We start from the raw sequence: 18291 nt of genomic DNA, 5'->3' as shown, positions 1-18291 counted from the left end.
TGGCCGCGTGCCACCATCCGAGCTGATGCCCATCGGGGTCTTCGCCCGACGCAGCGGTCTGACCTCGAGCGCGCTGCGGTTCTACGCCAACTCGGGGCTGCTGCGCCCCGCCGAGACCGGCCCCGTCTCGGGCTACCGCTACTACCGCCCCGACCAGGTGGCGCGGGCGGTCGCGCTCCGTCGGCTCCGCGCGATCGGGATGCCTCTCACCGCCGTCGAGGCCGTCCTCGACGCCGGCCCCGAGGACGCGTCCCGGCTGATCGACGAGCACCTCGCGAAGGTGCTCGGGGACGCGGCGGCGGCGCGCCGGAAGGCCGCCCTCCTCAAGTCCTCGCTCGCCGAGGGCGTGCCGAGCCGGCCGATCGCCGCCCTCAAGGGCCCCGTGCTGGCCGACGCCGTCGAGCAGGTCCTCACCGCGACCGTACGAGAGCCGGGCCTGCCGGTACTCGGCGGGCTGCGCCTCGAGGTGACCCCCGAAGCGGTCACCCTCACCGCGACCGACCGCTACCGGCTCTCGACCCGCACGCTCGTGCCCGCCGAGCCGTCGACCGCCACCTGGGCCGGCACGGTGGGCGGCGAGGAACTGCGGGCCGCGGCCGCCGAGATCCGCCGCAGCCCGCTGGTCCGCATCGAGGCCACACCGCACGCGATCCGGCTGCGCCGTACAGCCCGGACAGCCCGGACAGCCCGGACAGCCCGTACAGCCCGGACAGCCCGGACAGCTCGTACAGCCCGGGAAGACCGGGAAGACCTGCACTGCGGGCTGCTGGCGGAGGACTTCCCCGACTACCGGCTGATGCTCGCGTCACTGGGCGAGGCCACCACGCGTGTGACGGTGTCCAAGGACGTCTTCCTGCGCGCCCTGGAAGACCACCCCGGCGAGCGGATCACGCTGCGTCTGACCGCCCACGGAGCGCACGTCCTGCCGCCCGGTGACGACCACTCCGAGACCCCGGTCCCCGCCACCGTGACGGGGCGGGCCCAGTCGGTCTCCTTCGAGCTGACGACGCTTTATCCGGCCGTCAGCACCGCCCTCGGCCCCGACGTGATGCTCGACCTGAGGGGCCCTGACCGACCCGCCACCATCCGCTCCGCCGACCGCGGCGACCTCACCACCGTGGCCATGCCCGTCAAGCAGGAGGACCCTCCCCGTGACCGCCACTCCCACGACCGCCACTCCCACAACCCCCGACCCGGCCATGGAGGCCATCGGCCACGCCGTCACGGAGGGCCGGGCGGGTGACGCCGCCTCCGCCCGCCGGAAACTCCTGGACCTCTGGTCCGCGATCGGCGTCACCGGCGACCCGCTGCACCGCTGCACCCTCGCGCACTACCTCGCCGATCTCCATGAGGACCCCGCCCAGGCCCTGGCCTGGGACATCCGCGCCCTGGACGCCGCCGACGCCGTCACCGAGCAGCGTGTCCAGCAGCACCACGCCGGGCTCCACATCGCCGGCTTTTACCCCTCCCTGCACCTCAACCTCGCCGACAACTACCGTCGGCTCGGATCCTTCGAAGCCGCCACCGACCACATCGACGCGGCGGCGAAGCACGCCCCCGACCTCCCCCAGAACCCCTACGGCGACCTGCTCCGCACCGCCATCCGAGAAGTCGCCGAGGCGATCACCCGGCGCGACACCGCCCGGCGGCCCTCCGCACCCGGCCCCGCGTGACCCGACCCGCGGGACGGCAGGTCCCGGGACGGGACCTGCCGTCCCGTCCTCGCGCGGCCGGAAGGGCGCGGTCACGCAGTCGCGCAGTCGATCACGTTCTGCTGTTGGCCAACACCGTCGCGGTTCCGATGGCATGGGCGACAGGATCGCCCCATGCAGCCGATCTTCGTCCTCGTGCACAGTCCGTCCGTAGGCCCCTCGACCTGGCGCCCCGTGGCCGAACACCTGACGGCGGCGGGATACCACGTACAGGTGCCTTCCCTGCTGCACATCGGCGCCGGTTCTCCGCCGTTCTGGCCCCGCGTCGTCAGTGCCGTCCGCGACGACCTCCGGCAGGTCCCGGCCGACAGCCCCGTCACCCTGGTGGCACACAGCAACGCGGGCTTGTTCCTGCCGGCGATCCGCTCGGGCCTCGGCCATCCGGTCACCGGCTCGGTCTTCGTCGATGCCGCGCTGCCCGCCCTGAACGGACCGACCCCTGTCGCCTCACCCGAGTTGCTGGAGTTCCTCGGTCCGATGGTCGTGAACGGCAGGCTGCCACGCTGGACCGACTGGTGGGACGAGGCAGACGTCGCACCCATGTTCTCCGATCCGACGATGCGACAGACCGTCATCGAGGAGCAGCCCACCCTCCCGCTGTCCTACTACGAGCAGCGCGTCCCGGTCCCTGACGGCTGGGATGACCATCCCTGCTCCTACTTGCTGTTCGGCCCTCCGTATGACGACCTCGCCGCCGAAGCGCGCGCACGCGGCTGGCGCGTGGCACACCTGCCCGGAGCACATCTCCACCAGATCATCGATCCCGCCGGCACGGCCCGGCACCTCGTCGAACTCGCCACCACGACGTGACCCTGACGGTGGTGGACACTTCCCTGACGGCTTGCTCTCGCTGAGACTTGATCACCATGAGCGACTGGGTTCTGCAGCGGGGCCATGGTGTCCGCTTCGAGTGGGGCCCATCGGAGCCCGGCGACTCGCGCCGGAGGTGGCCTGCCTCGTGGTGGTCGACGTGCTGTCGTTCACGACCTCGGTGACGGTCGCCGTCGAGGCGGGCACGCGGGTGTTCCCGTACGCCTGGCGCGACGAGACGGCGGCCGCGTTCGCCCGGGAGAAGGCGGCGGAGCTGGCCGTGGGGCGCCGCGCCGCCACCGCGGCCTCGCCGTGGTCGCTGTCCCCGGCGGCGCTGCGGCGGGCCCCGGCGGTCCCCCGGCTGGTGCTGCCCTCGCCCAGCGGCTCCGCCATCTCCGCGGCGGCGGGCGGCTCCACGGTGGTGGCCGGCTGTCTGCGGAACGCCAAGGCCGTCGGCCGATGGCTGGCGGGGCACGGCTACGGGACCCCGGAGCGGCCGCTCGCGGTGATCGCCGCGGGGGAGGGCTGGCCGGACGGATCCCTGCGGCCCGCGCTGGAGGACCTGCTGGGGGCCGGGGCGATCATCGCCGAGCTGCAGTCCCACGGCGCCGGCCCGCTGTCGCCCGAGGCGGCCGCCGCACGCTCCGCGTTCGTGGGCACCGCCGACGTGGCCGGCGCCGTCGCCGCCTGTTCCTCGGGGATCGAGCTGGCCGAGGGCGGGTTCGCCGAGGACGTGGCCATCGCGGTCGAGTTGAACGCGAGCGGGGTCGTGCCCGTGCTCACCGAGGGAACCTTCGACGCCTCGCCGGAAAAGTGGCGCGGCGGCGGGGGAAGGTGAGGTCAGCACCTCGCCTCGCAATGGCGAGCATCGATCGTTCACTGGCAGTCGGGTTGTTTCCCGAGCCAGCGGGTGGCTGCCTCCAGGGCGCGGTCACGGTTGGTGCCGATGTCCTTGGGCTCGACGAGGAACTCCTCGTCCGGCGGGATTGGTCCGTCGTACGTGCGTCCGGTTCGGTCCGCTTCCATCATTTCGGTGAGCACGAGCGCCGCACCGTCGGAAAGGCGGTGGCGGCGGTTGCCGGTGGGAACCCCTGAGGTCCTCATGCCGAAGCTGCGGGTCGCGGGGCGGCCCCGGAAGGCCACGGTGACCGCTTCTCCGGCACTCGCGGTTTGGCTGTCGGTCAGGACGGCCACGGCCGGTTGCGTACGCGACAGCGGCCTGGCCGCCGGCAACGGGGACGGGTTGGTGCCGACCTTCAGGTTCCTGTCTTTCACCGTCCACACGGTGCGCTTGCCGTCGGCCCCCACGAAGGCGCCCACATTCCCGTCGCCCAGGATCGCCGCTATGACGGCGAACATGGGATACATGTTTCCGCCTCTGTTCCCGCGCAGGTCCACCACCCAGCCGCAGGTGCCCTTCCGGTCGGCTGCCGCGACCGCGCCCTGGCCCTGACGCACGTACGTGTCATACGTGTGCGTCGAGCCCTGCACACCCGGGAGAGCCACGTACCCCGGACCGCTCCGCAACCGTTTGGCGACCAGGCCGGGAATCGTGTCCAAGGATGTCCCCGATGACTGCTTGGCTGCCGCCGGAGTCAAGAAGCGGCTGTGGCCGTCCCCGAGGGCACTGAGAACCCCCTCGATCGCTGGGTACGTGCCGCTCGGTTTCCGGGCGTCCGCCGCCTGGGTGAACGCTGTGCGGCGCACCTCGGGCCAGTCGACTTCGTCCCGTTTCAGCGCCCGCTTCTGGATGAGGTCCAGTGCCGCCGTGAGATACGTCCGTGCTTTCGGTGACATCCGGTGGCCGGGTGCTGTGTCTTCATGCTGCGAGCACGCGGTCGCAAGCGCGAGGAGGAGCGTCAAGGCCAGGACGCCCCACCGTGATAACCCACTGATGTGGTCCATGGGTTCTCATCGTAGGAGGTCGACTGACGCGCCCCCGGCTCACGGACTCAGCCGAGATACGGCTGCTCGCGACGTTCCAGGAAGTGACGCAGCCGGAGCCGCTGGGTGTGGTGCATGGGTAGATCGGCGAGTTCCTCCGGCGGCACGAATCGAAGCTCTGTGGACTCCTCGGAGATCGCAAGCTGCCCCCCGACAACGCGGGCGGTGAAGCACACGTTGAACTGTCGGCGGACCTCGCCGTCCGTGTAGGCGATGACATGGCGCGGGTCGGTGTACGTGCCGACGAGTCCGGTGATCTCTACCTCGAGTCCCGTCTCCTCCTTGACCTCGCGGACTGCCGTTCCTGGCAAGGATTCGGACATATCCATGCCGCCGCCGGGCAGAGCCCAGAGGCCGTTGTCCCGGCGACGCTGGAGCAGGATTCGCCCGGTGTCGTCGGTGACCACGGCGGACGCGGCGACAACCAAGCTGTTCGGCTCAGGGGCGTCGGGATCGTCGTAGTATTCGGTCCGCACCAGCGGTCACCTTTCCTCTACCGGCGTCGCCGTCGCCCACACGGCGTTGAAGCTCTGGACGTAGGTGTCGAACATGCCACCCTCGCTGTGTCGACGGAGGTGCCAGACGGGTGCGCCGTACGCGTTCACCCCCCAGACATGTGCGTTGGCCATGAGTTGATCATCTGCGCGGTAGAGCGAGTTGTAGAGGGTCGTTCCGTGGGTCCGGACCTCGATGCCCGGAGTGTCGAGGAGGGGCCGGTAGTGCATGAGCGCGAGTCGGCAGCGTGACTCGATGCCGTGGCCGAACTTCTCTTCCTGGCCACGTTGCTGGACGTTGGGACTGTTGGCGTCGCCAACGGCGATCCGCACGGCACAGCCGCTGGCGGCTCGCTCCCGTAGAAGATCATTCAGGCGGGGGTACGCCTCGTGCAGGAAGACGGCGGCGTACACGAGCACGTCAACCCGTTCCCGGGCCTGCGTCAGCATCTCCACGAATGCGGATACCGGGAGGTCCGCGCGCTGCTCGTAGAGCGCCACGAGCTCGGGGCTGACCGCCCGGGCGGCGCGCGCCTGGCGGAGTGCCGGCCATAGGGCGTGCACGTCTTCTCCTAACGTTTCCGCTGCCACCATTGCCGTAGTGCGTCGCGGAGTACGGTTCAGGTTGACCCACCTCTCGACAGATTTGGGGTCCACCTCGACCTTCGCCGCGAGTGCGGCATACGTCCAGCCTCCGGCTGCCATGGCGGCGCGTAGCCTCTCGTTCGGCATCAGAGTCTCTCCCCAGGTGTCGGGACGGCACTAGGGACGTTCTACCTGGCGCAGGACGTCCCGAAGTGGGCTTTAGGAGAGGTTCCTGCGTCCTGATGACAGCGCGATGATCGCAAAAAGCTCCCGCGACCGTTGCAGGCGGCCCGGGAGCGCGGTCAACGCTGTGAGGAGCGTCAACATGAGGAAGACTATCGCTCGATCCGTGGAATGGCTGTTAGAGCTGGTGCTGCCCGCTCCAGGTCGGCACCGGGCCGCCGAAGGCGTAAAGGCGGTGGGGACATGAGGCCACGAGCGCGTTTGCTGCCGTGGCCTGGCGACGCCGGGAAGCGCTGCTATCTCGTGACGGACGATGACGGCAACAGCCGTCTGTCGAGACTCGCCGACGAAATAGAGGCAGTACAGCTCAAGGCGGGGGCCGAACTCCTCGGCCATACGAGCGAGATGCTCAGCGATCACAAGGTCAGCGCGCGGGACTGCGGTTCCTCGTGAAGTGCCTGAGTGGGGCGCTGCGCGACGCGTTGCGGGTCGCCGAGAGCCGGGGCGGGCGGCTGCCCAGGCGCGCCGACAGTGAACCGCTCGACGGCCCGGACGATGATCTGAAGCTTGAGAAGGGGATGTACGAATGAGCCGACCTCGGACGGGTGGGTCAGAGGAATGGGATGTCGGCCCTGTGCCGGGACGGGGTCTGCGCCGTGAACGGGAGGGCCACCTCGTGCTGCCGCTTCAGATCGTCCGCTCCGGGCAGCACATCGCACTCGCGTCGCTGGTGTTGACGACGGTGGAGGCGGAGCAACTGCACGCGGCTCTGTGTTACGCGCTCGGCAATCAGCCCGCTCCCGCCGGCGTGCCGGAATGCCGTGAGTCGGTCCACTACCCCGGTGGCCGGCTGCGGTACTGAGGTCCGACCGAACACGGTAGGGCTTGTCGCACCACAGTCTCAGCCCGTCGCCTCGCTCTGCGCGCGGCGGCGGGCGCGGGTGCGGCGCCACAGGGCGGGGACGGCGCCGAGCAGGACGGTCAGGGCGATCGCGGCCGCCACGCCCTCCCAGGGGCGGTCGAAGAGCGAGCCGCCCAGGATGCCGATGAGCGCGTAGGTGCCCGACCAGGCCAGCACCGCCGGGACGTCGCCGTGCGCGAAGCGGCGCAGCGGCATCCGGGCGAGCAGACAGGCGAGCATCACCGGGATCCTCCCGGCCGGGACGAGCCGGGACAGCACCAGCACGGCCACCTCGTGCTCGTCGAGGCGGCCCTGGGCCTGGGCCAGGCGCTCGGGCGCGGCGCGGCCGCGGAGTTGGGCGAGCCAGCGGGAGCCGTTCTTGGAGCGGAGCCCGCGCCGGCCGAGCCAGTACAGGGAGATGTCCCCGAGGAAGGCGGCGAAGGAGGCGAGGGAGAAGACGATGAGCAGCGACAGGGGCGGCACGCTCTGGTGGATGGCCACCACCGCCGCTGAGCTGACCACCGCGCCCGTCGGCACCACCGGCACCAGGGAGCCGAGCACCACCAGCAGGAACAGCGAGGGGTAGCCCACCGCCTGCTGGGTGGACTCGGTCGGCACGCTCCGCGCGAGGTCGCCGAGTTCGTCGAGTAGGCGGTCGATCACCTGGCGGTCTCCAGACGTACGCACTCGCCGTGCCCCAGGGCGTGCACCGCCGCGTCGGGGGCCAGCCGCGCGGCGTGGCGGACGAAGTCCTCGCCCGGCGCGTGGAATTCGTGCGGCCGCACCCCGTCCAGGCCGATCGGCCAGTACGTGCCGTAGTGCACGGGCACCGCGCTGCGCGCGCCCAGCCGGGACAGCGCCTCGGCGGCGCGGTGGGCGTCGAGGTGGCCGTGGCCGAGGTAGGGGCCCCAGCCGCCGACCGGCAGCAGCGCCACGTCGCAGTCGCCCACCGCCCGCGCCATGCCGTCGAACAGCCCGGTGTCGCCCGCGAAGTACGTCGTCGCCTCGCCGCGCAGGACGTAGCCGAGCGCGGGCACCCGGCTCGGCCCGTACGGCAGCCGCCTGCCGTCGTGCGCGGCCGGCACGGCCCGTATCCGCACCTCGCCCACCGCGATCTCCTCGCCCGGCCGCACCTCCGTGACCCGCAGGTCCCGCGCGACGGCCACCCGCCGCAGCCCCGGCACGGCCCGCCCGGCACCGCGCGGCACCACCAGCCGGGTGCCGGGGCGCAGCCGCATCAGCGAGGCGAGGTGGAGGTGGTCGGCGTGCAGATGGGAGACCAGCGCCACATCGGCGACCGCGGCGGCGGGCGGCGGCACGGCGCCCCGGCGGCGCCGCAGATGCGCCAGCCGCCGTACGAACAGCGGGTCGGTCAGCACCCGCACGCCGGAGTCCCGCACGGTGGTCGTGGCATGCCCCCACCAGGTGACCTCCACCGACACCCGGAGCCTCCCTCCTTCGTCGTGCCGCCCGCGCCGGCGGGCGCGTGCCCGCCGATCCTCTCACCGATCACGGTCGGCGGTTGAAGGGCCTCCCCCGGGGTATGCATGACTCATGCATGTACGCGCGAACGACACCGAACGCGTCGCCAACCTGCTCGGGGCCGCGGCGCTGGCCATCACCGACGACCTGCTCACCGCCCCCGTGGCGGCCTCCAGCCTCAGCATGAGCGCGGCCGCCGCGCTGGTGGTGCTGCACGCCGACCCGGGCGTGAGCGTGACCGAACTCGGCCGCAGGGTCGGCCTCACCCAGTCCGCGGCAGTGCGGATGGTCGACGGCCTGGAGCGCGGCGGGCTCGTCGAGCGGCGGCGCTCCATCGGCAACTGGACCGGTGTCCACCCCACCGCCAAGGGCCGCCGGACCGCCGAACACCTGCTGACCGCCCGCACCTCCCGCCTCGCCACCGCGCTCGACGCCCTCGACCGGGCCGAGGTCCGCGCCCTCGGCGGACTGCTGGAGAAGCTGCTCGACGGGCTGTACCGCGGGTGTGGCGACGCCGACCGGATGTGCCGCCTGTGCGACCGGGCCGCGTGTACGCCCGACGGCGTCGCGTGCCCCGTCGGAGCCGCCGACCGGGCGGCGCGGGGCCACGGGCCCGAGACCCCCGACAGCCCCAACACCCCCGGGGTCGCTGGCGGGCCCGGGAGCTGAGCGGGCCCCGGGCGAACCGCTGCCGTGGTCCCGGCACGATATTCCGTGGCCCGGACACCCACCCGTACGGCACGATGGCCGCCACCGACCCCATGAGGAGGACGACCGCCGTTGCCGCCCGAAATACCCGAAGCGACCGACGACCCGGCCCAGCTGTCCGAGCGCTTCGCCCAGCCCGGGCCCGCCTCTTGACGCGCCGATCCGGACCCCTTCCCCCATCCGCTCGCACGACCCCGAAGGATGGCCCGTACGTGTCCTCGGAACTGCACCGTCGCGCGGTGGTCGCCGACGCCCACAACGACCTGCTGATCGCGGTCACCGCCCGCCCGCCGCGCCGCTGGGCCTCCTTCTTCCGCGACCAGTGGCTGCCCCAGCTGCGCGCGGGCGGGGTGGACCTCCAGGTGCTGCCGGTCTTCATCGAGGACCGGTTCCGTCCCGAGGGCGCCCTGCGCGAGACGCTGCGGATGATCGAGTGCGCGCACACCCTAGCCGAGGGCAACGCGGACGAGGTACGGCTGTGCCTGGACGGGGCCGACATCGACCGCGCCCTGGAGGAGGGCAGGATCGCGCTGGTCCTGGCGCTGGAGAGCGCCCCGGGCCTGGACGCGAACGTGGAGCTGCTGCCGACCCTGCACCGGCTCGGCGTGCGCGTGGCGTCCATCGCCCACTGGGGCCGTACCGCCCTGGCCGACGGCAGCGGCGAGGACGCCACCGGCAGCCGGCTCACCGAGGCGGGGGTGGCGGCGCTGGCGGAGATGGAGCGCCTGGGCATCCTCTTCGACGTCTCCCACCTGAGCGCGTCGGGCGTCGCCCATGTGCTGGAGCTGGCGACCCGGCCCGTGCTGGCCACCCACTCCTCCGCCCGCGCCCTGCTGGACCACCACCGCAACCTGACCGACGAGCAGATCCGGGGCATCGTCGGCACCGGCGGCATGGTGTGCGTGAACTTCCTCGGCGAGTTCCTGGCCACCGACCCCGCCGAGCGCACGGTGGACCGGCTGGCCGACCACATCCTGCACATCGCCGAGGTCGCGGGCGTGGACCGGGTGGGCCTGGGGCCGGACTTCATCAAGGAGGTCAGCGCGGACACCAGCCCGCCGTGCTGCGAGGACCTGGAGTACGCCGAGTTGGTGGTGCCGGGCCTCGAGGGCCCCCGCGGCCTGCCGCTGGTGACGGAGGCGCTGGTCCGCAGGGGCCTTCCCGAGGCCGACATCGCCAAGGTGCTCGGCGGGAACCTCCTGGACCTGTTCCGCAAGGAGCTGGGCCGCCCCGCGTAGGCCGTCCCGCGCAGGCCGCTCCGCGTAGGCCGTCCCGCGCAGGCCGCCCCGCGTAGGCCGTCCCGCGCAGGCCGTCCCGAGCGGGCCGCCCCGTGGTCGGGCTTGTCGGGGAAACCGGGCGCGCCGGGCCGCGGATCGGCTGTGACACGCTGGGGGCGCCCGCGTGTGCCGAGCGGGCGTGGATACGCGAGGTGAGTGCGGCGTGCAGATGGCCCGTTGGAAATCCGTGGGCGCGGCCCTGCTGCGGGTGATCGCGGTGTGGGCCGTGTCCACGCTCACCATGCTGGCCCTCGCCGGCATCCTGCCCGACTTCCGGCTGCAGTCCCCCGACGGGGACAGCGCGACCCGGGTCGCCGTCACCGCCGCGAGCGGGGCGGGGGCCTTCGGCCTGCTCAGCGCGCTGGTGTGGCCCCTGCTGGTGCGCGCCCTGCTGCTGGTGCCCGCCTTCGTGCTCGGGCTGCTGGTCTTCGCGCTCAACGGCTCGCTGCTGCTGCTCGCGCTGAACCTGATCCCCGACGGGCGCGGGGCCGCCGAGCCGGAGACCGCCGTGGTGGTGGCGGCCGTGATGTCCGCCGCGTCCTCGGCGACCAGCACCTTCCTGACCGTACGGGACGACGAGGCCTACCACCGGCGGCTGGTGCGGCTCGCGGACCGAAGACGCCGCCGGCTGGGTGGCGGCGACGGCCGGCCCCAGCCGCCCGGCACGGTGTTCCTCCAGCTCGACGGGGTGGGACACGAGGTGCTGCGGGACGCGGTGCGGCCCCGCGGAAACCGGCCGCCGCTCATGCCGACCCTCGCCGGCTGGGTGGACACCACCCATACGCTCAGCCCCTGGCGCACCGACTGGTCCAGCCAGACCGGCGCCAGCCAGCTCGGCATCCTGCACGGCTCCAACGAGGACGTGCCCGCCTTCCGCTGGTACGAGAAGGACACCGGCCGGGTGATGGTCAGCAACCGGCCCACCAGCGCCGCCGAACTGCAGCGCCGGGCCGCCGCCCGGACCGGCCACGAGGGGCTGCTCACCGTCGACGGGGCCAGCCGCGGCAACCTGTTCACCGGCGGCGCCGAGGAACTGGCCCTGGTGCTCTCCGTGGCCGCCCGGCGCGGCAGACACAACCGCTCCAGGAGCGGCTACTTCGCGTACTTCAGGGACCCGGCGAACGCCACCCGCACCGCCGGCTCCTTCCTCGCCGAGGTCCTCCGCGAACTCGGCCAGTCCACGCGCGCCCGGCTGCGCCGCGAGACGCCGCGCGTGGGGCGGGGCGGGCTGTACCCCTTCATCCGCGCCTTCGCCACCGTCGTGGAGCGGGACGTGGTGGTCGCCGCGGTGATGGGGGACGTCCTCTCCGGGCGCACCGCGATCTACGCCGACCTGGTGGCGTACGACGAGGTCGCCCACCACTCCGGACCGCGCAGCCGCGACACCCACCAGGTGCTGCGCCGCCTGGACCGCTGTGTCGCCCTGATCGCCAGGGCCGTCGAGCACGCGCCGCGCGACTACCGGATCGTGCTGCTCTCCGACCACGGGCAGAGCCCCGGCGCGACCTTCGCCGACGCCTACGGCCTCACGCTGGAGGACCTGGTCAGGGCCGGATGCGGACTGCCCGTGCCGCGCCGCGCCGAGCGCACCCCCACCGGAGCGGAGGCCCGCGAGACGGCGCGCGCCGCCCTGCGCCGCCCCGAGCGGGCCGGCGACGGCCACGGCCCGTCGGATCCCGTGGTGCTGGCCTCCGGAAACCTCGGGCTGGTGTCCTTCCCCGACGTGCCGGGGCGGATGAGCCGCGAGGAGATCGACCGCCGCCACCCGGGGCTGCTGCGCGCCCTCGCCGATCACCCCGGCGTGGGCTTCCTGCTCGTACGCTCCGAGCGACACGGCGCGGTGGTGCTGGGCGCGGACGGGGCCGAGCACCACCTCGACACCGGCCGGGTCGTGGGGCGCAGCCCGCTGGAGGTGTTCGGCGAGGGGGCCGTGGCCGCCGTGCGGCGCACCGCGCGCTTCCCGAACGCCGCCGACATCATGGTCAACTCCGCGTACGACCCGGTGACCGGCCAGGTGCACGCCTTCGAGGGGCAGATCGGCTCGCACGGCGGGCTCGGCGGGGCGCAGAGCCACCCGTTTCTGCTGTGGCCCGTCCAGCTCAGCCCGCCCACCCGGCCGGGCGAGGAACTGGTGGGGGCCGAGCGGGTGCACGCGGTGCTGCGGCGCTGGCTGCGGGAGGCGGACGGCCCGCAGATCCCACGGCAGACGGCCGCCGCGGGTGCGGGCGCGGGCACGGCTGCCGCGGGCACGGGCACGAGCACGGCCGCCGCGGGCGCGGGGACGGGCGAGGAATCACGGCGGCCCGGCCCCCTCGCCGCAGCATCTCCGGTGGTCCCGCCGCCCCTGCCGGACAAAACCCGGTGATTTTGTGTACCGTGCACCTTCCCTGACCATGGCAGAATGCACGACCCGCACCCCGCCCGCCGCTTCGGCCTGCCCACGGCGACCGCGCTCGTCATGGGGAACATCATCGGCGGCGGCATCTTCCTGCTGCCCGCCTCCGTCGCCCCGTACGGCACCGTCAGCCTGCTCGCCTTCGCCGTCCTGACCGTGGGCGCCGTCGCGCTCGCGCTCGTCTTCGGGCGGCTGGCGGAGCGCGACCCGCGCACCGGCGGGCCGTACGTCTACGCGCGCGCGGCGTTCGGCGATTTCGCGGGGTTCCTGTCCGCCTGGTCGTACTGGACCATGACCTGGGTGAGCAACGCGGCGCTGGCGGTCGCGGCCGTCGGCTACGTCCACGTGCTCGCCCCCGGGCACGGGTCCAAGGGTGTGGACCTGGCCGTGGCGCTGCTCGCGCTGTGGCTGCCGGCCCTCGCGAACCTGGCGGGCACGCGCTGGGTGGGCGCGGTGCAGATCGTCTCCACGGTGCTGAAGTTCGTGCCGCTGCTGTTCGTCGCCGTCGCCGGGCTCTTCTTCTTCGACCCGCACAACCTCGGCCCGTTCAACACCGGCGGCGGCAGCGGGATCGGCGGCCTCTCGGCGGCGGCCGCGATCCTGCTCTACAGCTACGTGGGTGTCGAGTCCGCGTCGATGAGCGCGGGCGAGGTGCGCGACCCGGAGCGCAACGTGGGGCGGGCCAGCGTGCTGGGCACCGTCGGCGCCGCCGTGGTCTACCTCATCGGCACGCTGTCGGTCTTCGGCACCGTCGCCCACCGGGACCTGGTGCACTCCACCGCGCCGTTCTCCGACGCCGTCGACGCCATGTTCGGCGGCTCCTGGGGCGGCACCCTCATCGCCCTGGCCGCCGTGGTGTCCATCGTCGGCGCGCTCAACGGCTGGATCCTGATGAGCGCCCAGGCGCCCTACGCGGCGGCCCGCGACGGGCTCTTCCCCGCCGCGTTCGCCACCAAGCGGCGCGGGGTGCCGACCTTCGGCGTGCTGGTCGGCACGGCCCTCGCCTCGCTGCTGACCGTGATCAACTACACCTCGGGCTCGGCGGGGGTGTTCGAGACGCTGGTCCTCATCACCACCTTCTCGGCGACCGTCCCGTATCTGCTGGCCACCGGCGCGCAGGTGCACTTCCTGCTGTCGGGGCGCCGGGACGAGGTGCGCCCCCGCCGCTTCGCCCGGGACCTGGTGCTCGCGCTGGTCGGCTTCGGCTTCTCCTTCTGGCTGGTCGCGGGCGCCGGATACGCCGCCGTGTACCAGGGCACGCTCTTCCTCTTCGCCGGTGTGCTGGTGTACGTCCTGATGGCCGCCCGCCGCGCCGCCACCCGGCCGGGCCCCGACCCGCGGGCCGCCTCGCAGGCCGACCCGCGGGCCGCCTCGCAGGCCGACCCGCGGGCCGTCCCGCAGGCGGCCCCGCAGGCGGCCCCGGCGGACGGCGCGTCCCCGGCGGCCGAGACCGTCGGCTGAGGGCCGACGCGCGCCTTACGCGCCCGCGTCAGGCCTTGCGCGCCCGGACGGCCGCGCGCCCGGGCAACCCCGCCGCCAGCGGCACACCGGCCGCGGCCACGGCCGCGAGCACCGGCAGTGTGACGCCCATGGCGGGCAGGAACTCGCCGCCCGCCCACAGCGGCCCGCCGCCGCCCGCACCGCCGCCGCCCGCGCGGGGCGCGGCGAGGGCCATCAGCGTGGTCGCCCCGGCGACCCCCAGCGTCGGGCCCACGTTCAGCGCGGTCTGCTGGAGCCCCCCGGCCACCCCCGCGTGGTCCACCGGCGCGTGGCGCACGATCACGGACGTCGTGGTGACCATCACCGCGCCGAAGCCGGCGCCCATCAGGAGGAAACAGCCGCCGATCGCCAGGGCCGTCGAGCCCGCGTCGAGCCGGGAGAACAGCAGCAGGCCGAGCGCCAGCAGCGCCATCCCCGCCATCGCCGTCCGGCGCGCCCCGTACCGGCGCAGCGGACGGACGCAGACCGGCGCGCCCAGCACCATCATCGCGGGCAGCGGCAGCGCTCTCAGCCCGCTCTCCAGCGGGTCGAGCGCGAGCACGTCCTGGAGGAAGTACGTGCCGACGAACAGGGCCCCGAAGACCGACGCCGACGCGGCCACCAGGACGCTCAGGCCCGAGGCGACCGGCGCGGACCGCAGCAGGCCGGGCGGCACCAGGGGGTGCGCGGTGCGCCGCGCGTGCCGGACGAGGGCGCCGCCGGCGGCCGCGACGGCGGCGAGGCCGAGCGCGGTGGCCGCCGTCCAGCCGGTCTCCGGTATCGCGACGAGCGTGTGCACCAGACACACCAGCGCCACCGCGAGCAGAAAGGCGCCGGGCAGGTCGAGCCGGACGTCGGGCGCCGGCTTCGGCGCCGGGAGGCGGACGACGAGCGCCCCGACGCCGATCGCCAGCGCCGGTACGACGCTCAGGAAGAAGACGGCGCGCCAGCCCAGCTGGGCGGTCAGCGCCCCGCCGACCACCGGCCCGGCCGCGGCCGCCACCCCGATGGCGCTGGTGCGCCAGGCGATGGGCACGCCGATCCGGTCCGGCGGATACGCGGCCCGCAGCATCCCCAGGGTGGCCGGTTGCAGCAGCGCGCCGAAGACCCCCTGGGCGACGCGCAGCCCGATCACCCAGCCGATCCCGGGCGCCAGGCCGATGCCCGCCGAGGTGGCGGCGAAGCCCAGGGTGCCGACGGCGAAGAGCCGCTGGTGGCCGTAGCGGTCGCCGAGGCGGCCGGCGAAGACCAGCAGGCCCGCCACGGCGATGAGATAGCCGGTGCTGGTCCACTGGACGGCGGTGAACGAGGCATGCAGGTCCCGCCGCATGGCGGGCTGCGCGATGGTCAGCACCGTGCCGTCCAGGGCGACGATCACGGCCCCGGTGACGCTTCCGACGAGCGTCAGCAGTTGGTGGCGGTGGCGCGGTGGGGTCATCCCTCCTCCGGCCCGCGGGTCGGCCCCAGGTGCGCCTCCAGCGTGGCGCGCAGCAGCGGCTCGACGTCGTCGGTGGCCACCGCGAGCTGGAGGCTGCCCCACCCCCACAGCTGGGCGACGCCGTGCAGATTGGCCCACAGCGCGCCCGCGACGACCCGCGCCTCCGCGTCCGCCGCCGGCCGTGCCCGGGCCACCAGGTCCACCAGCACCTCGAACAGCGGCAGGCTGGTGTCGCGCAGGCCGAGGCGGTCGCTCTCCAGCAGGTCATGACGGAACATCAGCTCGAACATGCCGCGGTTGCCCAAGGCGAACTCCAGATAGACCCGGCCCAGCGCCATCAGCTGGTCGCGCGGCCCCGCCCGGCCGTCGCCGACCGCCTCGGCGACCTCGGCGGCCAGCGCGCCGAAGCCCTGGCGCGCGATCGCGGACAACAGGTCCAGGTGGGTGGGGAAGTAGCGGCGCGGGGCCCCGTGGGAGACCCCGGCCCGGCGGGCGATCTCCCGCAGCGACAGGGACTGCATCCCCTCGCTGGTCACCAGGTCGACGCCGACCTCGATCAGACGGGACCGCAGCCCCGTTTCCTGCTCACTCATAGACACTGTCTACCAAAGTACGTAGACACTGTCTACTCGGCTTCCCCGTCGGCCTACTCCACCTCTCCGCCGACGCGTTGGGACAGAATGAGGCGCCAAGGCAAGCCGACGCCCTGGAAGAACGTGAGGCCCAGATGACCGAGCAGTATCCGCCGACGCCCCCTCAGCCCGCCGGTGTCCCCTCCCAGCCCGGACCGCCCCCCGCCTTCCCCGCCGCCCCGGCCGGCCCGGCCGGGCCGTCGCGGCCGGGCCGGTTCTCGCCGCGCCGTCCCCTGGTCAGCGGGGTGATCGGGCTCGTCGTCGGGCTCGCCCTGGCCGGCATACCGGTCCTGCTCTCGGACGACGACGGCGGCGGGGGCTTCGGCGGCGGGGGCGGCGGCGCCGAACTCACCGCCCCCGCGAAACTCGGCGAGCTCAGACCCTTCGCGGACGTCCAGCGCAAAGAGGGCGCCCCCAAGGCGGGGAAGATGGCGGACGGCCTCGTCGAGGAGGACCGCAAGAGCGGCGAGCGGCTGTCCGAGGCGTACGGCGGCGCCGCCGCCGTGGTGAAGCGGTACGCCGACGACGACGTCCAGACGACCGTCACCCTGGTGGCGGTCCGCAGCCGCTCGCCGAAGCCGTACGTCCCCTACGAGGACCGCGAGAGGCTCGCCCTGGCCGTGCCGCCGGACGAGCTCAAGGTGATCGGTGAGGTCTCCTGCGTGCTCTACAACCAGCCCACACCGGCCGGTTCCAAGCCCACCGCGGAGTCCGTGCATGTCACCTACTGCCAGCGCACGGGCGACGGGCTCACCGTCCAGATCCGGCCGAGCGGCAGCGGCCTGGCCAACCGGCCCTCCAAGGTCGCGGACCTCGTGGAGAAGGCCTGGTCGGAGCTGTCCTGAGCGGCTGCTTTGAGCGGCTGTCAGGGTCCGGGCGCAGCCCATTACCTGGCGGGTAATCGACCCGGAAGCCGGGCGACGGCAAGGTTGGGGCATCGGGTTCCGGGCCGGCGCACTCCGGCTCGGAACCCGGCCCCACCAGCGCGTTTCATGACGCCATGACCGAGGAGAGCCTTGCCATGACCGCACAGTCGCAGTACGAGACCGCCGTCGCCCGCTACTTCGAGGCGTGGAACGCGACCGACCCCGAGGCCCGCGCCAAGGCCGTGGCCGCCGCCTGGACCGAGGACGGCGGCTACACCGACCCGCTCGCCGACGTCAGCGGCCACGACCAGCTCGCCGCGGTCATCGCCGGGGCCCAGGAGCAGTTCCCCGGCTTCGTCTTCCGGCACACCGGGACCGTGGACGGACACCACCACACCGCCCGCTTCACCTGGGAGCTGGTCTCCACGGCCGACGGCTCCGCGCCGGTCGCCGGCTTCGATGTGATCACCCTGGCCGAGGACGGCCGGATCCGCTCCGTCCTCGGCTTCCTGGACCGGGTCCCGGCGGCGCCTACGGCATGAGCCGCCGCAGGGTCCGCGCCGTCTCCGGGTCGGCCGGCAGCAGGGTCTCGATGGCCAGCTCGGAGACGGTGACGTCCATGGGGGTGTTGAAGGTCGCGATCGTGGAGACGAAGGACAGCACATGGCCGGCGTGCTCGATCACCATGGGTAGCGCGAACGGCGCGTGGTCCCCGCCCACGGTCGCCTCCTCCCGGCCCCCCACGCCCAGCGGATAGGCGCTGACCTCCTCGTACAGCTTCCGCAGCGGCGAGGACCGCATCAGCGCGAGCTGCCGCTCCATCTGCTCCAGCAGATGGCCGCGCCACTCCCGCAGATTGCGGATGCGCGGGGCCAGGCCGTCGGGGTGCAAGGTGATGCGCATCGCGTTCATCGGCGGCCGGAGGAGGTGCTCGGCGACCCCCTCCAGCAACATCCCCATGCCCCGGTTGGCCGCCACCACCTGGTACATGCCGTCGACCACGATCGCCGGGTACGGGTCGTAGCCCGTCAGCAGCCGCTCCATCCCCTCGCGCAGGGGCCCCATCGACGGATCGTCCACCGAGGTCTCCGGGTAGTGCGGCGCGTAACCCGCCGCGATCAGCAGGGCGTTGCGCTCGCGCACGGGCACGTCGAGGTGCTCGGCGAGCCGCAGCACCATCTCCTGGCTGGGCCTGGCCCGCCCGGTCTCGATGAAGCTGATGTGGCGGGCGGAGGAGTCGGCGCGCAGCGCGAGCTCGAGCTGGCTGATCCGCCGCCGGTCCCGCCATTCGCGCAGCAGCGCCCCCACCCCCGGGGCAATCACGGCAGTCGTCATGCCCCGACGGTAACCGAACGCGCGTCCCCGCCCCGCGCGTGGCCCGCGCG

21 protein-coding genes are annotated in these 18291 nt (G+C 73.5%); 13 read left to right on the top strand and 8 right to left on the bottom strand.

Annotated features, from left to right (window positions below; genetic code table 11):
* Positions 1 to 7 precede the first annotated feature (7 nt).
* The 4 genes from ABFY07_RS21930 (at position 8) to ABFY07_RS21915 (ending at position 3360) form a co-directional block, all read left to right on the top strand.
* Positions 8 to 1243: a DNA polymerase III subunit beta family protein gene (locus ABFY07_RS21930; RefSeq protein ID WP_346176136.1), complete on the top strand. Its 1236-nt coding sequence runs from the start codon at positions 8 to 10 to the stop codon at positions 1241 to 1243.
* Positions 1200 to 1673: a hypothetical protein gene (locus ABFY07_RS21925; protein ID WP_346176135.1), complete on the top strand. Its 474-nt coding sequence runs from the start codon at positions 1200 to 1202 to the stop codon at positions 1671 to 1673. The genes ABFY07_RS21930 and ABFY07_RS21925 overlap by 44 nt, the downstream gene beginning before the upstream one ends.
* 153 nt (positions 1674 to 1826) lie before the next feature.
* Positions 1827 to 2522, top strand: a complete 696-nt coding sequence (locus ABFY07_RS21920) for an alpha/beta fold hydrolase (protein WP_346176134.1) — start codon at positions 1827 to 1829, stop codon at positions 2520 to 2522.
* A gap of 100 nt (positions 2523 to 2622) precedes the next feature.
* Positions 2623 to 3360 carry a 2-phosphosulfolactate phosphatase gene (locus ABFY07_RS21915; RefSeq protein WP_346176133.1) on the top strand — a complete coding sequence of 246 codons (738 nt, stop codon included), beginning with the start codon at positions 2623 to 2625 and terminating at the stop codon, positions 3358 to 3360.
* 38 nt (positions 3361 to 3398) lie between these two features.
* Here the strand turns inward: ABFY07_RS21915 and ABFY07_RS21910 are convergent, their stop codons facing one another.
* From ABFY07_RS21910 to ABFY07_RS21900, 3 genes are read right to left on the bottom strand one after another with little or no spacing between them, the layout of a single operon-like run.
* A complete protein-coding gene (locus ABFY07_RS21910) occupies positions 3399 to 4427 on the bottom strand; it encodes a S41 family peptidase (protein ID WP_346176132.1) in 1029 nt (342 codons plus the stop codon).
* Positions 4428 to 4474: 47 nt separating this feature from the next.
* Positions 4475 to 4945, bottom strand: a complete 471-nt coding sequence (locus tag ABFY07_RS21905) for an NUDIX domain-containing protein (protein WP_346176201.1) — start codon at positions 4943 to 4945, stop codon at positions 4475 to 4477.
* Positions 4946 to 4948: 3 nt separating this feature from the next.
* Entirely contained in the window at positions 4949 to 5692 is a 744-nt protein-coding gene (locus tag ABFY07_RS21900; RefSeq protein WP_346176131.1) for a helix-turn-helix domain-containing protein, read from the bottom strand.
* A 339-nt stretch (positions 5693 to 6031) separates the two neighbouring features.
* Here ABFY07_RS21900 and ABFY07_RS43195 point away from each other — a divergent pair, with 339 nt between their 5' ends.
* The 3 genes from ABFY07_RS43195 (at position 6032) to ABFY07_RS21890 (ending at position 6590) form a co-directional block, all read left to right on the top strand.
* Complete coding sequence (locus ABFY07_RS43195) at positions 6032 to 6181, top strand: hypothetical protein (RefSeq protein WP_428836983.1); 150 nt, start codon at positions 6032 to 6034, stop codon at positions 6179 to 6181.
* Complete coding sequence (locus tag ABFY07_RS43190; RefSeq protein ID WP_428836982.1) at positions 6178 to 6318, top strand: hypothetical protein; 141 nt, start codon at positions 6178 to 6180, stop codon at positions 6316 to 6318. The genes ABFY07_RS43195 and ABFY07_RS43190 overlap by 4 nt, the downstream gene beginning before the upstream one ends.
* Positions 6319 to 6404: 86 nt before the next feature.
* Positions 6405 to 6590 carry a hypothetical protein gene (locus ABFY07_RS21890; protein ID WP_346176130.1) on the top strand — a complete coding sequence of 62 codons (186 nt, stop codon included), beginning with the start codon at positions 6405 to 6407 and terminating at the stop codon, positions 6588 to 6590.
* A gap of 39 nt (positions 6591 to 6629) precedes the next feature.
* Here the strand turns inward: ABFY07_RS21890 and ABFY07_RS21885 are convergent, their stop codons facing one another.
* On the bottom strand, positions 6630 to 7289 hold the full coding sequence (locus ABFY07_RS21885; RefSeq protein WP_428836985.1) for a DedA family protein: 660 nt from the start codon (positions 7287 to 7289) through the stop codon (positions 6630 to 6632).
* Positions 7289 to 8071, bottom strand: a complete 783-nt coding sequence (locus tag ABFY07_RS21880) for an MBL fold metallo-hydrolase (RefSeq protein ID WP_065965824.1) — start codon at positions 8069 to 8071, stop codon at positions 7289 to 7291. The genes ABFY07_RS21885 and ABFY07_RS21880 overlap by 1 nt, the downstream gene beginning before the upstream one ends.
* Before the next feature lie 112 nt (positions 8072 to 8183).
* On the opposite strand from ABFY07_RS21880, the gene ABFY07_RS21875 reads away from it, so the two are divergent.
* The 4 genes from ABFY07_RS21875 (at position 8184) to ABFY07_RS21860 (ending at position 13952) form a co-directional block, all read left to right on the top strand.
* On the top strand, positions 8184 to 8780 hold the full coding sequence (locus ABFY07_RS21875; protein ID WP_346176128.1) for a MarR family winged helix-turn-helix transcriptional regulator: 597 nt from the start codon (positions 8184 to 8186) through the stop codon (positions 8778 to 8780).
* Positions 8781 to 9031: 251 nt separating this feature from the next.
* Positions 9032 to 10057, top strand: a complete 1026-nt coding sequence (locus ABFY07_RS21870; RefSeq protein ID WP_346176127.1) for a dipeptidase — start codon at positions 9032 to 9034, stop codon at positions 10055 to 10057.
* Between the two features lie 208 nt (positions 10058 to 10265).
* Entirely contained in the window at positions 10266 to 12461 is a 2196-nt protein-coding gene (locus ABFY07_RS21865; RefSeq protein WP_346176200.1) for a phage holin family protein, read from the top strand.
* A 36-nt stretch (positions 12462 to 12497) separates the two neighbouring features.
* Positions 12498 to 13952, top strand: coding sequence for an amino acid permease (locus ABFY07_RS21860; protein ID WP_346176126.1), 1455 nt, complete (start codon positions 12498 to 12500; stop codon positions 13950 to 13952).
* 28 nt (positions 13953 to 13980) lie between these two features.
* Here ABFY07_RS21860 and ABFY07_RS21855 read toward each other — a convergent pair whose 3' ends face one another.
* A complete protein-coding gene (locus tag ABFY07_RS21855) occupies positions 13981 to 15408 on the bottom strand; it encodes an MFS transporter (RefSeq protein ID WP_346176125.1) in 1428 nt (475 codons plus the stop codon).
* The gene (locus ABFY07_RS21850; RefSeq protein WP_346176124.1) at positions 15405 to 16001 is read right to left on the bottom strand and encodes a TetR/AcrR family transcriptional regulator; all 597 of its coding nucleotides are present in this window, start codon (positions 15999 to 16001) and stop codon (positions 15405 to 15407) included. Before ABFY07_RS21850 ends, ABFY07_RS21855 begins: the two co-directional genes overlap by 4 nt.
* 134 nt (positions 16002 to 16135) lie before the next feature.
* On the opposite strand from ABFY07_RS21850, the gene ABFY07_RS21845 reads away from it, so the two are divergent.
* Together ABFY07_RS21845 and ABFY07_RS21840 are read left to right on the top strand one after the other, a co-directional pair.
* Positions 16136 to 16885, top strand: coding sequence for a hypothetical protein (locus ABFY07_RS21845; RefSeq protein ID WP_346176123.1), 750 nt, complete (start codon positions 16136 to 16138; stop codon positions 16883 to 16885).
* A gap of 176 nt (positions 16886 to 17061) precedes the next feature.
* Positions 17062 to 17448 (top strand): nuclear transport factor 2 family protein, encoded by a 387-nt coding sequence (locus tag ABFY07_RS21840; RefSeq protein WP_346176122.1) that lies wholly within the window; start codon positions 17062 to 17064, stop codon positions 17446 to 17448.
* Here the strand turns inward: ABFY07_RS21840 and ABFY07_RS21835 are convergent.
* Positions 17438 to 18241: a helix-turn-helix domain-containing protein gene (locus tag ABFY07_RS21835; RefSeq protein ID WP_346176121.1), complete on the bottom strand. Its 804-nt coding sequence runs from the start codon at positions 18239 to 18241 to the stop codon at positions 17438 to 17440. The two genes, ABFY07_RS21840 and ABFY07_RS21835, sit on opposite strands and share 11 nt — an antisense overlap.
* Positions 18242 to 18291: the final 50 nt, after the last annotated feature.

The organism is Streptomyces sparsogenes subsp. cuspidosporus (assembly GCF_039532705.1).
GTDB classification, from domain to species: Bacteria; Actinomycetota; Actinomycetes; order Streptomycetales; family Streptomycetaceae; genus Streptomyces; species Streptomyces sparsogenes.
This window is presented reverse-complemented; position numbering and strand designations above follow the sequence as displayed.

What these genes read in the sequence shown, in the direction of transcription:
- ABFY07_RS21925 (WP_346176135.1), top strand. Translation starts at nt 1,200, where the DNA reads ATGGAGGCCATCGGCCACGCCGTCACGGAGGGCCGGGCGGGTGACGCC.
- ABFY07_RS21920 (WP_346176134.1), top strand. Translation starts at nt 1,827, where the DNA reads ATGCAGCCGATCTTCGTCCTCGTGCACAGTCCGTCCGTAGGCCCCTCG.
- ABFY07_RS21910 (WP_346176132.1), bottom strand. Translation starts at nt 4,427, where the DNA reads ATGGACCACATCAGTGGGTTATCACGGTGGGGCGTCCTGGCCTTGACG.
- ABFY07_RS21900 (WP_346176131.1), bottom strand. Translation starts at nt 5,692, where the DNA reads ATGCCGAACGAGAGGCTACGCGCCGCCATGGCAGCCGGAGGCTGGACG.
- ABFY07_RS21875 (WP_346176128.1), top strand. Translation starts at nt 8,184, where the DNA reads ATGCATGTACGCGCGAACGACACCGAACGCGTCGCCAACCTGCTCGGG.
- ABFY07_RS21865 (WP_346176200.1), top strand. Translation starts at nt 10,266, where the DNA reads ATGGCCCGTTGGAAATCCGTGGGCGCGGCCCTGCTGCGGGTGATCGCG.
- ABFY07_RS21860 (WP_346176126.1), top strand. Translation starts at nt 12,498, where the DNA reads ATGCACGACCCGCACCCCGCCCGCCGCTTCGGCCTGCCCACGGCGACC.
- ABFY07_RS21855 (WP_346176125.1), bottom strand. Translation starts at nt 15,408, where the DNA reads ATGACCCCACCGCGCCACCGCCACCAACTGCTGACGCTCGTCGGAAGC.
- ABFY07_RS21850 (WP_346176124.1), bottom strand. Translation starts at nt 16,001, where the DNA reads ATGAGTGAGCAGGAAACGGGGCTGCGGTCCCGTCTGATCGAGGTCGGC.
- ABFY07_RS21845 (WP_346176123.1), top strand. Translation starts at nt 16,136, where the DNA reads ATGACCGAGCAGTATCCGCCGACGCCCCCTCAGCCCGCCGGTGTCCCC.
- ABFY07_RS21840 (WP_346176122.1), top strand. Translation starts at nt 17,062, where the DNA reads ATGACCGCACAGTCGCAGTACGAGACCGCCGTCGCCCGCTACTTCGAG.
- ABFY07_RS21835 (WP_346176121.1), bottom strand. Translation starts at nt 18,241, where the DNA reads ATGACGACTGCCGTGATTGCCCCGGGGGTGGGGGCGCTGCTGCGCGAA.